Here is a 12,396-nt window from a genome sequence, read left to right on the forward strand (position 1 = left end):
TTTGAAAATCTGCGATTCCCTGAGCTAGCCTCTGTGAAAACAAGAGGCTTGCCTATGCACTTCGATCTGATCGACCTGCGCCTGTACCTGAATATCCTCGACGCCGGGAACATCACCGCCGGTGCGGCCCGCAGCCATCTGTCACTGGCTGCGGCCAGCGCGCGGATCCGTGCCCTGGAAGCCTCACTCGGCACGCCGTTCTTCCTGCGCGGCCGACGTGGCGTCAGCCCCACCCCGGCCGGCAAAGCGCTGGCCCAGCATGCGCGGCTGATCCTGCTGCAGAGCGAACGCCTGCGCGAAGACCTGGCCGACTACGCCAACGGCGTGAAAGGCCAGGTCCGCCTGCTGTGCAATACCACCGCACTCAGCGAGTATCTGCCGGAACGCCTTGCCGACTTTCTGCGTGAGCATCCGCCGGTGGATGTCGACCTGCAGGAGCTGCCGAGCCTGCGTATCGTCCACGCCCTCGGCCAGGGCGTCGCTGACCTCGGGATCGTCTCCGATGCCGTGGATACCCAGGATTTGCAGACCCGGCCGTTTCAGGACGATCCTCTGGTGCTGGTCATGTCCGCTGAGCATCCGCTGGCCGCAGTCCCGCAACCGACGTTCAGTGATGCCTTGCGTCATGAACTGGTCGGCCTGGCTGCCGGCAGTGCGCTGGCGGTGTATCTGGAGGAGCAGGCGCTGCACCTGGGCCTGCGTATGCAACTGCGGGTACGGGTCGAGAGCTTCGACGCGGTGTTGCGCATGATCGCCCGGGGAGCAGGCCCTGGCATCGTGCCCCAGGCCACCCTCGAGCGCTGGCCGGTCGACCCGCGCCTGGTCAGCCGACCATTACCCGAACCCTGGGCCCGACGAAAGCTGCTGCTATGCGCACGCTCGTTCGAGCATCTGCCGTCCTATGCCAAGGCCCTGCTCGATGCCCTGAGCAAGCCGGCCGAGACAGCTCGTGCGCGTATGGACAGGTGAATGTCGAACCTGGACATCCGCACGACGACCACCACCGCTAGGGTGCAGGCTTCCTTCAGAACCTGAGCCCGGAGCCCAGCATGTCCAATCCACCGATTACCGTCCTGCGCGACACCCACCCACTGCCGGTGCTCGACGCCTGCAAATGGGAAAAGCTCGAAGGCGATCCGCACACCGTCAATCTCAACGCCTATCACAGCGATGACGGCAGCAAGATCATGGGTACCTGGATCTGCACCCCGGGCAAGTGGCGGGTCGATTATGTGAAGTGGGAATACTGCCACTTCCAGGAAGGCTACTGCATCATCACCCCAGACGGTCAGGCGCCAATCCACTTGAAAGCCGGCGATATCTTTATCGTCGAGCCCGGCATGAAGGGCACTTGGGAAGTCGTCGAGACCGTGCGCAAGTACTTTGTATTCGCCTGACATCCCGCTACGTTTTGATTGTGCTCAGAACAGGCCCATCTGGCCGCCGATCAGCGTCGTGAAATCGTCCTGCACGAACGGCAGAATCGCATCCGCCACCGGCTGCAACTGCTTGGTGAGGTAGTGGTCGTAGTCGATGGGCGAGCGACGCACCTCCAACGGCTCCGGTCCGGCCAGGGTGATCACGTAGCTGATCCAGCCACCGCTCTGATACTGCCGCGGGCGCCCCTGGGCGACGTTGTACTCATCGGCCAGCCGCGCCGCCCGCACCTGGGGCGGGACGTTGCGCTGGTAGTCGCCCAGTTGCCGACGCAGACGCTTGCGATACACCAGCAGGTCATCCAGCTCACCCGCCTGGGTACGCCGGACATACTCGCGGACATACGCCTGGTATGGCTGGCGGCGGAAGATCCGTTGGTAGAGTTCCTGCTGGAATTGCTGGGCTAACGGCGACCAGTCGCTGCGCACGGTTTCCAGCCCCTTGTAGATCACCTCCTCGCTGCCGTCGGCGCGGACGACCAGCCCGGCATAACGCTTTTTGCTGCCCTCCTCGGCACCACGAATGGTCGGCATCAGGAAACGGCTGAAATGGGTCTCGAACTGCAACTCCAGGGCACTGCTCAAACCCAGTTCGCGCTGCAGATGCTCACGCCACCAGTCGTTGACCGCTGTCACCAGTTGGCGACCGATCTGCGCGGCCTCCTCCTGCCCATGGGCGCGCTTGAGCCAGACGAAGGTAGAATCGGTGTCGCCATAGATCACCGTGTAGCCCTGGGCTTCGATCAGTTGCCGGGTCTGACGCATGATCTCGTGCCCGCGCAGAGTGATCGACGAAGCCAGCCGCGTGTCGAAGAAACGGCAGCCGCTGGAACCGAGCACACCATAGAAGGCGTTCATGATGATCTTCAGCGCCTGGGACAGCGGCGCATTGCTTTCGCGCTTGGCCGCCTCGCGCCCCTGCCAGACGGTCTCGACGATCGACGGCAGACAATGCCGCGTGCGGGAAAAGCGCGCGCCGCGAAAACCGGCCACCGACTCGCTGTCCTCGGGATGCCGCAGGCCCTCGATCAGCCCCACCGGATCGATCAGGAAGGTGCGGATGATCGACGGGTACAGGCTCTTGTAGTCCAGCACCAGCACCGACTCGTAGAGGCCGGGTCGCGAGTCCATGACAAAACCGCCGGGGCTGGCCTCGGGCATGCGCTCGCCAAGGTTCGGCGCGACGAAGCCCTGACGATGCATCAGCGGCATGTACAGGTGGGTGAAGGCCGCCACCGAGCCGCCGCTGCGGTCGACCGGCAAGCCGGTGACGGTGGCGCGTTCGAGCAGGAAGGTCAGCAACTGGGTCTTGTCGAAGATCCGCGTGACCAGTTCGCAGTCCTTGAGGTTGTAGCGCGCCAGGGCCGGCTTGTCCTCGGCGAACATGCGGTCGATTTCGTCCATGCGCTGGTAGGGGTTGTCGATCGCCTTGCCTTCGCCCAGCAGATGCTGCGACACGTATTCGAGGCTGAAGGACGGGAAACTCCAGGTCGCCGAACGCAGCGCCTCGATCCCATCGATGATCAGCCGCCCGGCGGCCGCCGCGAAGTAATGGGTATTACGCGCGCCGTTGTCGCGCCAGCCCATGACATCACCGCCACGCCCCAGGCGCAGCGGGACGTTCAGCCGCTGGGCATGTTCATGCAGCACCTTCAGGTCGAACTGCACCAGGTTCCAGCCGATGATCGCATCGGGATCGTGCCGGGCCAGCCAATCGTTGAGGGCTTCGAGCAGTTCGCCACGGCTCTCTCGATACTCGAGGTTGAAGTCGACCTGGCTGGCATCGCCATTCGGCGGCCCGAGCATGTACACCTGACGCTCACCACACCCCTCCACGGCAATGGAGTACAGCTCGCCGCGCCGGGTGGTTTCGATATCCAGGGAAGCCAGTTTCAGTCGCGGTCGGTAGTCCGAGGTGGCCTTGAGCTGGGTATCGAGCAACGGTCCATCGGCATTCGACGTGCCGGCGAACAACACCGGCGCGGTGATGAAACGCTCCATCAGGAAACGCTCGGGTGGGCGGACATCGGCTTCGTAGACATCCACGCCGCCCTGGCGCAGCAGCTTCTCGATGTTCATCAGTTGGCGATGCTGCTGGCAGTACAGGCCGAGCACCGGGCGGTGGTGGAAATCCAACAGTTCCAGCGCACGCAGTTCCACGCCTCGCTCGCTGCGCAACAGGCGTTCAGCGCGCTCACGCTGTTCTGCGGGAATGAACGCCACCGAAGGTTGCGGCGGCAAACGCACATGGCGGGGACCGTCGTCGGTCGCCAACCAGAATTCGACCTGCGTACCCGCGGGGGTGTCGCGCCAATGCCGGGTCAGGACAAAACCCTGCTGTAGATCCACCACCGCTACCTCGAAACCGATTCCTGGCAGTGATTCTACTGTGTCGGGGAGTGGGCGGATAACGTTTGGGCACAAAGCCCGGAAAAAACCGAGGACCCGCCCGACGCGAGCCCCCGGGAAGAACCTTTACTCGGGTTTGCGATAGGCACCAATGATGGCCGAAAAGTCCTTGCCTCCCTCCCCGCGCAGGCTCATGGCCTGGTACAACTGTTGCGCCACGGCGCCCAACACCACCGGCTGGTGAGCCTGACGCGCTGCCTCGGTGGCCAGCCCGAGGTCCTTGAGCATCAGCTCGGCACCGAAGCCGCCGGTGTAGCCACGAGAGGCTGGTGCGGTCTCGATGATGCCCGGCCACGGGTTGTAGGTATCGGAACTCCAGCAACGCCCGGTGGAGCTGTTGATCACCCCGGCCAGCACCTGGGTATCGATGCCCAGTGCGGCGCCGAGGGCCATGGCCTCGCTGACGCCGATCATCGAGATGCCCAGCAGCAGGTTGTTGCAGATCTTGGCGATCTGCCCGGTGCCGACCTCGCCGCAATGGACGATATTGCGGCCCATCTGCGCCAGTACCGGTTGCAGGGTAGCAAACAGCTCCGGGGAGGCGCCGACCATGAAGGTCAGGGTCCCGGCCGCCGCACCGCCCGTGCCGCCGGAAACCGGCGCATCGGCCATCGCCACGCCCTGTTTCGCTGCGGCGGCGGCAACCTCCTTGGCGGTCTGCGGGTCGATGGTGCTGCAGTCCACCGCCGGCACCCCGGCGCCGATCCCGGCCAGGACGCCGTCCTCACCCAGCCAGACACTGCGTACATGCACGGCGGCCGGCAGCATGGTAATCACCAGTTCAGTGCCCTCGGCTGCAGCCTTGGGCGAACGGCTGATCGTCCCGCCGAGAGCGGCCAGTTCCTTGAGCACCACCTGGTTCAGGTCGAACAGGTTCAGGCTGTGCCCGGCCTTGATCAGGTTGCGCGCCATCGGCGCGCCCATGTTGCCCAGTCCGATAAATGCGATCTTCATGGCCTGTTCCTCACTCAGCGCAGGTTGATGGTGGTGTTCACGCCATGGTTCTCGCTGTTGTCATCGAACCAGCGCGCGGTGACCGTCTTGGTCTGAGTGTAGAACTGCACCACCTGCTTGCCGTACGGACCGAGGTCGCCGAGCTTGGAGCCGCGCGAGCCGGTGAAGCTGAAGAACGGCACCGGCACCGGGATCGGAATGTTGATGCCGACCTGACCGATATCGATCTCGTTCTGGAACTTGCGCGCCGCCGCACCGCTCTGGGTGAACAGGCCGGTGCCGTTGCCGAACGGGTTGGCATTGACCAGGGCGATAGCCTCGTCGAGGGTATCGACCTCCATCACCATCAGCACCGGGCCGAAGATTTCCTGGGTGTAGATCTGCATGTCGGTGGTCACCCCGGAGAACAGCGTCGGGCCGACGAAGTTGCCCTGATCGAAGCCCGGCACGACGATATCGCGGCCGTCCAGTTCGAGCTTGGCGCCTTCCTTGATGCCGCTTTCGATCAGGCTCAGCACGCGTTCTTTCGCCCGCGTGGAAATCAGTGGACCGACGTCGGTGCCCGGCTCGCTGCCGGCATTCACCTTGAGTTTCTGCGCCAGCGCCTTGAGGTCCGGCAGCCACTGTTTCGCCGCGCCTACCAGCACCACCACCGAGGTCGCCATGCAACGCTGGCCAGCCGCGCCGAAACCGGCACCGACCAGGGCATTGAGGGTTTGCTCACGGTTGGCATCAGGCAGCACCACCGCATGGTTCTTTGCGCCCATCATCGACTGCACGCGCTTGCCGTGGCGGCCAGCAAGGTCATACACGTGGGTGCCGACAGCGGTCGAGCCGACGAAGGACACCGCCTTGATGTCCTTGTGGGTGCACAACGCATCCACCACTTCCTTGCCGCCGTGCACCACGTTGAGCACGCCCGGCGGCACGCCGGCTTCCAGCGCCAGCTCCACCAGCATCAGGGTCGACAGCGGGTCCTGCTCGGACGGCTTGAGAACGAAGGTATTACCGCAGGCGATCGCCATCGGGAACATCCACAGCGGGATCATCGCCGGGAAGTTGAACGGGGTGATGCCGGCGCAGACACCGATCGGCTGGCGCAGGGTGTAGGTATCGACACCACCGGCGACATTCTCGGCGAACTCGCCCATTTGCAGGGTGCCAATCGAGCAGGCATGCTCGACCACTTCCAGGCCACGGAAGATATCGCCTTCGGCGTCAGCCAGGGTCTTGCCCTGCTCGGCGCTGAGCACCGCGGCGATGCGCTTGGAGTGTTCGCGGATCAGCGCCTGCAGCTTGAGCATGATGCGCATGCGGGCGCCGATGGGGGTCAGCTTCCAAGTCTGGAAAGCACGCTGGGCGGCATCGATCGCGGCGTTCACTTCAGCGGCGGTGGCGAAGGGCACCCTGGCCAGCACTTCCTGGGTCGCCGGGTTGACGATGTCGTGCCATTCATGGCTTTGGGATTCGACCCACTCGCCGTTGATCAGCAACCGGGCGGTCTTGAGGGTGGCGTCGGGCTTGAGAGAAACGTTCATGGAAGTCTCCTGAATTATTGTAATGGCCGAATCCTGAAACGGACGAGCATGGTGACCAGGCTGTTTTTGGAGTATAGATGTGCATTCTTCTAATAAGAACGCACATAAAAACCGGATCAACATGCAAAAAAACATCACGTCTTTGGGTTCATTGAACTGGGACGACCTGAAGTTTTTCCTCGAGGTTGCCCGTACCCGCAAGGCCAGCAGCGCGGCCAAGCGCCTGGCTGTGGACTACACCACGGTGTCGCGGCGCATCAGTTCGCTGGAAGCGGCACTGGGTACCCTGCTATTCGAAAAATCGCGCACCAACGGCTTTGTCCTGACCGCCGAGGGGCAACGGCTGATGGGTTATGCCGAGTCCATCGAAAGCACCCTGCACATGGCCTGCGAGCAGGTTTCGGGTTCTGGCGTGGCGCTCTCGGGGCATGTGCGCATGGGCTGCACGGAGGGTTTCGGCAGCTTCTTCATCACCCCGCAATTGAGCCATTTCGTCGACGCCTACCCGGCGATCTCGGTGGACATCCTGCCGCTGCCGCATTTCATCAGCCTGTCCAAGCGCGAAGCGGACATCGTCATCGCCCTGGAGCGACCGGAGCATGGGCCGTATGTGTGCTGCAAGCTGTGCGACTATCGGCTGCAGTTGTATGCGACCCAGCAGTACCTGGACCAGCACCCACCGATCCACCGCGCCAGCGATCTGGGGCAGCATCGTTTTGTCAGTTATGTCGACGACCTGGCGTTCAGCAATGAGCTGCTGTACCTGGCGAATCTGCTGCCCAATGCCACCGCCCATTTGCGCAGCACCAGCGTGATCGCCCAGTTCGTCGCGGCGCAACAGGGCCGGGCGCTGGCAATCCTGCCGTGCTTCCTGGCGGCCCAGGACCCGAATCTGCTGCCGGTGTTGCCGGATGATGTGAGTCTCACCCGGCAGTTCTGGATGTATTGCCGGGAAGATTTGCGCAAGTTGAAGCGGATCAATCTGTTGTGGGATTACATCCGCGAAGTCACGGAGCTGAATCGGCCGTTGCTGCTAGGTGAGGCGCGGGAGCTTCGATTCATCGATTAGTACGCCGTCCCCTGTGGCGAGCGGGCTCGCCCACCCACCGGCACATGCAGCCACGTTCACGTGAGAACGCTCTCAATGCCCCATCAGAATAATGCCGCACCGATAGCCCATCGATACGAGATTAGACTGAGACCATGCATAGCCCGCTAATGGTTTAGAAATCTCTGAAGTATCGATTTGAGGTTTACTATTTTTCCTGGCCTTCGGAGTTGCCTAAGATCGGCACATCGCGTTTCGCTCATGCTCTGCCAAGGGTCCGCAACGCGATACTCCGATAGGCGTCGGCAAGCCCGGCACCTGGCGTCAGTGAGACCGCCCCACAGAGGGCCGGCTCGATGAAAACCTTTTCCAACTGCCCCAACCACTCGTCCAGGCCCAGTGCCCTGGAGGGTTCCGAGCAGCTTGAGGTTTGGTCGAGGTCCACTGATGAAACTGGAGATTTTCCGCACCCTTTGGGGCTATACCGCCAGCAAGGCCCAGGCTCTCGACGAATTGCTCGAAGCCGGCTTTGACGGCATGGAAGCCCGACTGCCGCTGCAGGCCGGAGCACGTGCCGAGTTCGCCGCCTTCCTGCGCGCCAACCGCACGGGTTACATCAGCACCGTCTTCACTGCCTACGATGTGCTCCCCGAACAATCGGCCACACCTGCCGAACACTTGCGCGATCTCGAACAGAAGCTCGCCTGGGCGGCCGAGCTGGAGCCACGCTTCGTCAACGTGCTGGCCGGCAACGATCGCTGGCCCCTGGCGCAGCAGGTGGCGTTCTTCGGCCAGGCCATGGAGCTGGCCCGCCAGCAGGGCCTGACGTGCAGCTTCGAAACCCACCGTGCCCGCTCGCTGTTCAATCCCTGGGTGACCCTCGAACTGATCCGGCAACTGCCCGACCTGCGCTTCACCAGCGATATCAGCCACTGGGTCGTCACCTGCGAGCGCCTGCTTGATGATCCGGCCGACGACCTCGGGCCCTTCATCGAGCGCGTCCACCACGTCCAGGCGCGAGTCGGCTATGACCAGGGGCCGCAGGTGCCCCACCCCGGCGCCCCGGAATATGCCCGTGAACTGGCCTTCCACCAGGCCCACTGGGAAGCCGTCTGGCGCTCCCAACAGGCCCGTGGCTACCGCGTCAGCACGCTGACCCCGGAGTTCGGCGCCGACGGCTACCTGCATCACCTGCCCTTCACCAACGTCCCGGTCGCCGACCTGTGGTCGCTCAACGTGTGGATGGCCCGCACCGAGCGCGAGCACTTCGACCGTTTCTGTCACCCAACCCAACCGTGAGGCGTTCGCGTCATGCCCGAGAACAGTCATAACATTCCGGCCCAGGCCAACTTCAAGAGCATTCCGGTGGTGGATATCGCCGGGTTGTTCAGCGTCGAGCTGGAACACCGCCTGGCGGTCGCCGAGCAACTGGGTGCAGCGGCCAGCGAGGTCGGTTTCCTCTACATCACCGGGCACGGTATCGACCCGCAACTGATCGCCGACTTGCGCCAGGCGGCCAAAAACTACTTTGCGCAACCGTTCGACATCAAGATGCAGCACTACATCGGCACCTCGAAAACCCACAAGGGCTTCGTGCCCGAAGGCGAAGAGGTCTATGCCAAGGGCAAGCCGGACCACAAGGAAGCCTTCGATATCGGTTTCGAAGTGCCCGCGGACGATCCGTTGGTGCTCGCCGGCACCCCGCTGTTGGGGCCGAACGAATGGCCGACGCTGCCGGGTTTCAAGGAGGCCGCACAAGCTTACTACGCGGCGGTCTTCGCTCTGGGGCGCAAGCTGTTCGGCGGTTTCGCCCTGGCTTTGGGGCTGGAGGAAAACGCCTTCGATGCCATGGTCAGCCGACCACCGTCGAAGCTGCGTCTGATTCACTATCCGTTCGACGATGCCGCCCAGGACGCCCCGGGTATCGGCGCACACACCGACTATGAGTGCTTCACCATCCTGCTGGCCGACAAGCCCGGCCTGGAAGTGCTGAACGACCAGGGCCAGTGGATCGATGCGCCTCCGATCCCCGGCGCCTTCGTGGTGAACATCGGCGACATGCTCGAAGTGATGACCGCCGGTGCCTTCGTCGCCACCGCTCACCGGGTGCGTAGCGTGAGCGAGGAGCGTTATGCCTTCCCGCTGTTCTATGCCTGCGACTTCCACACCCTGATCCAGCCGCTGCCGAGCTTCGCCAAGGCCGGCCAGCAATACGAACAGATCACCATCGGCGAGCACATGTACGGCCAGGCACTACAGACCTACCAGTACCTGCGCCGACGCGTGGAGAACGGCGAGATCGCCCTGCCGGAAAAAGCCCGCAAGCCTTCGAGCTTCGGTCACCTGAAAAACCAGGCGCAGCCTTCCTGAACCTGTCGCTCACCTACCCAACCCGGAGTTACCGTCCATGCTCAAACATCTCCCTGGTCTGACCCTGCTCGCCACCGCCCTGTTCTGCAGCGCCAGTGCCTTCGCCGCCGCAACGGCCACGCCCGGCCAACTGAAAATCGGCATGGAAATCACCTATCCGCCGTTCGAATCCTACGACGCCGACAAGAACGTGGTCGGCTCCGATCCGGAGCTGTCCCAGGCCCTGGCCAAGCATCTGGAGAGCAAGGTGGAGTTCATCGACACCAAGTTCCCGAGCCTGATCATGGGGCTCAATGCCGGCAAGTTCGACGCGATCATTTCCGGCATGTACATCACCCCCGAGCGCCAGACCCAGGCCATGACCATTGCCTACGCCAAGACCGGCGCGGCGATCATGGTGCCCAAGGACAGCGGGCTCAAGCCCAAGGTGCCCGAGGATCTGTGCGGGCTGAAGGTCGGGCTGGAGCAGGGTACTACCTGGGTGGCACAGTTCCAGAAGCTGTCCAGCGAGTATTGCGTGCCCAAGGGCAAGGGGGCGATCACCGTGAGCGAATACCCGTCGGCGCCGGAGGTCACCCAGGCACTGCTGTCGAACAACATCCAGGCACAGGTGGAAATCGCCGGCGCCGCGAAGATGATCGCCGAGCGGACCAAGGGCCGGGTGGTGGTGACCACCGAGCATCCGATCTACCAGCAGACCCTGGGGATCTTCGTGAAGAAGGGCAATGACGCGACGTACCAGGCACTGCTCAAGGCGTTCGAGGAGACGAAAAAGAGCGGTGAATACGCGGCGATTCTGAACAAGTACGCACTGGAGGCGGCGGAGTAAACACAACCCTGTGGGAGCCGGCTTGCTGGCGATAGTGGTGAATCAGGTATTTCGTCATGACCTGACATACCGCTATCGCCAGCAAGCCGGCTCACACCAGGAGGGTGTCACCCGCGCCCATCCGTTTCTACAGGGGCCGTGTTTCTGCCCCACAGGCGCCAGGCCCTGAATCACCGAGGTTTCCATGCAATTCGATTGGCCCTATTTCCTTTCGCTGTTCTCGATGCCCGCCTTCTGGCAGGCCTGTGTCACGGTGGTCGAGCTCAGCGCCCTGGCCTGGTTCATCGGCATGGTGCTGGGCTTCATGCTGGCCTCGGCCAAGCTGTCAGCCTTGGCCTGGCTGCGCACCCCGGCAGCGGTGTACATCTGGTTCTTTCGCAGTATCCCGCTGCTGGTGCTGGTGGTGTTCGTCTATAACCTGCCGCAACTGTTCCCGGCGAGCGGCAGGGTGCTGTCCAACCCATTCTACTCCGGGCTGTTCGCCCTGGTGGTCACCGAAGCGGCGTACATGGCCGAGATCCATCGAGGCGGGTTGATCTCGGTCGCCAAGGGCCAGAAGGAGGCCGGTCGTGCCCTCGGCATCGGCCTGCTCGGGTTGCAACGGCTGATCGTGATTCCGCAGGCGTTCCGCATCGCGCTGCCGACGCTGATCAATGAATACATCACCGTGGTCAAGCTGACCTCGCTGGTTTCGGTAATCTCTCTGACCGAGATCCTCACGGTCGGTCAGCGTCTCTACGCACAGAATTTTCTGGTGATGGAAACCCTCGGCGCGGTGGCGGTGTACTACGTGCTGATCGTCAGCCTGTTCGGCTGGCTGCTGCAGCGTCTGGAACGTTATCTGGACCTCAACCAGCGCACGCCACAGACGCTCACCGACAGCGCCACCGCCAACCTCAGGGCGCGCCTGCTGCCGTCACCGGCGAGCGTCCGCACGCGGCCTATGGCCGGAGCCGCCCCAGCGCTGCAGTTGCGCAACATCCACAAGCACTACGGCAATCATGAAGTACTCAAGGGCATCGACCTCAACGTCGGTAGCGGCCAGGTGATCTCGATCATCGGCCCGTCGGGCTCCGGCAAGACCTCACTGATCCGCACCCTCAACGGCCTGGAAAGTATCGATCAGGGTGAAGTCGTGCTGTTCGGCGAGAGTTTCATCAGCGCCAGCGACCGCGCCAACAGCCCGCAGATACGCCAGGGCGTGCGCCGCATCGGCATGGTGTTCCAGAACTTCAACCTGTTCCCGCACCGCACCATCCTCGACAACGTCACCCTGGCCCCGCGTTATCACGGTGCCCGTCGCGAATCGAGCGAACAGCAGGCCCTGGCGCTGCTGGACAAGGTCGGCCTGCTGGCCCATGCCCACAAGTATCCGCACCAGTTGTCCGGCGGCCAGCAACAGCGGGTGGCGATCGCCCGGGCGTTGGCAATGGAGCCGCAGATCATGCTGTTCGACGAACCCACTTCGGCGCTGGACCCGGAACTGGTGGGGGACGTGCTCAAGGTGATCCGCGACCTGGCGGGTGAAGGCATGACGATGCTGATCGTCACCCATGAGATGGATTTCGCCATGTCGATCTCCGACCGGGTGATTTTCATGGAGAACGGCGTGGTCCAGCTCGACGCCAGCCCGCAGGAAATTCGCGAGGGTGACCAGGGTGAACGCGTGCGGCGGTTCATGGGGATCGGGCGGCAGGAGGCGGCGGCGTTGGATAGCGTGGGGAGTTGAGAGGGTGGGGTCTGTCGGGGCCTCTTCGCGGGCAAGCCCTGTTCCTACAGGGGGCGTGAGCCTGCAGGAGCAGGGCTTGCCCG

At 63.3% G+C, this 12,396-nt stretch carries 10 protein-coding genes; 7 read left to right on the top strand and 3 right to left on the bottom strand.

What is annotated here, in order from left to right:
* Positions 1-54: 54 nt before the first annotated feature.
* Entirely contained in the window at positions 55-969 is a 915-nt protein-coding gene (locus tag BLU37_RS03805) for a LysR substrate-binding domain-containing protein (RefSeq protein ID WP_090202385.1), read from the top strand.
* 80 nt (positions 970-1,049) lie between these two features.
* Positions 1,050-1,397, top strand: a complete 348-nt coding sequence (locus BLU37_RS03810) for a cupin domain-containing protein (RefSeq protein ID WP_010446772.1) — start codon at positions 1,050-1,052, stop codon at positions 1,395-1,397.
* A gap of 24 nt (positions 1,398-1,421) precedes the next feature.
* On the opposite strand, the gene BLU37_RS03815 is transcribed toward BLU37_RS03810, so the two are convergent.
* From BLU37_RS03815 to BLU37_RS03825, 3 genes are all read right to left on the bottom strand, one after another.
* Positions 1,422-3,785 carry a DNA polymerase II gene (locus BLU37_RS03815; RefSeq protein WP_090210898.1) on the bottom strand — a complete coding sequence of 788 codons (2,364 nt, stop codon included), beginning with the start codon at positions 3,783-3,785 and terminating at the stop codon, positions 1,422-1,424.
* Between the two features lie 126 nt (positions 3,786-3,911).
* A complete protein-coding gene (mmsB, locus tag BLU37_RS03820; RefSeq protein WP_029533661.1) occupies positions 3,912-4,799 on the bottom strand; it encodes a 3-hydroxyisobutyrate dehydrogenase in 888 nt (295 codons plus the stop codon).
* A gap of 14 nt (positions 4,800-4,813) precedes the next feature.
* Positions 4,814-6,337 carry a CoA-acylating methylmalonate-semialdehyde dehydrogenase gene (locus BLU37_RS03825; RefSeq protein ID WP_090202388.1) on the bottom strand — a complete coding sequence of 508 codons (1,524 nt, stop codon included), beginning with the start codon at positions 6,335-6,337 and terminating at the stop codon, positions 4,814-4,816.
* A gap of 121 nt (positions 6,338-6,458) precedes the next feature.
* Between BLU37_RS03825 and BLU37_RS03830 the strand changes: the two genes are divergently transcribed.
* The 5 genes from BLU37_RS03830 to BLU37_RS03850 all read left to right on the top strand — a co-directional run bounded on the left by BLU37_RS03830 (position 6,459) and on the right by BLU37_RS03850 (position 12,313).
* Positions 6,459-7,406, top strand: coding sequence for a LysR family transcriptional regulator (locus BLU37_RS03830; protein WP_090202391.1), 948 nt, complete (start codon positions 6,459-6,461; stop codon positions 7,404-7,406).
* 426 nt (positions 7,407-7,832) lie between these two features.
* Positions 7,833-8,684, top strand: a complete 852-nt coding sequence (locus BLU37_RS03835; RefSeq protein ID WP_090202396.1) for a sugar phosphate isomerase/epimerase family protein — start codon at positions 7,833-7,835, stop codon at positions 8,682-8,684.
* A 12-nt stretch (positions 8,685-8,696) separates the two neighbouring features.
* Entirely contained in the window at positions 8,697-9,755 is a 1,059-nt protein-coding gene (locus BLU37_RS03840; protein ID WP_090202400.1) for an isopenicillin N synthase family dioxygenase, read from the top strand.
* Positions 9,756-9,792: 37 nt separating this feature from the next.
* Positions 9,793-10,584 carry an ABC transporter substrate-binding protein gene (locus BLU37_RS03845; RefSeq protein WP_010448825.1) on the top strand — a complete coding sequence of 264 codons (792 nt, stop codon included), beginning with the start codon at positions 9,793-9,795 and terminating at the stop codon, positions 10,582-10,584.
* A 184-nt stretch (positions 10,585-10,768) separates the two neighbouring features.
* The gene (locus tag BLU37_RS03850; RefSeq protein WP_090202403.1) at positions 10,769-12,313 is read left to right on the top strand and encodes an amino acid ABC transporter permease/ATP-binding protein; all 1,545 of its coding nucleotides are present in this window, start codon (positions 10,769-10,771) and stop codon (positions 12,311-12,313) included.
* Positions 12,314-12,396 lie beyond the last annotated feature (83 nt).

Source organism: Pseudomonas asplenii, assembly GCF_900105475.1.
Taxonomy (GTDB): Bacteria; Pseudomonadota; Gammaproteobacteria; order Pseudomonadales; family Pseudomonadaceae; genus Aquipseudomonas; species Aquipseudomonas asplenii.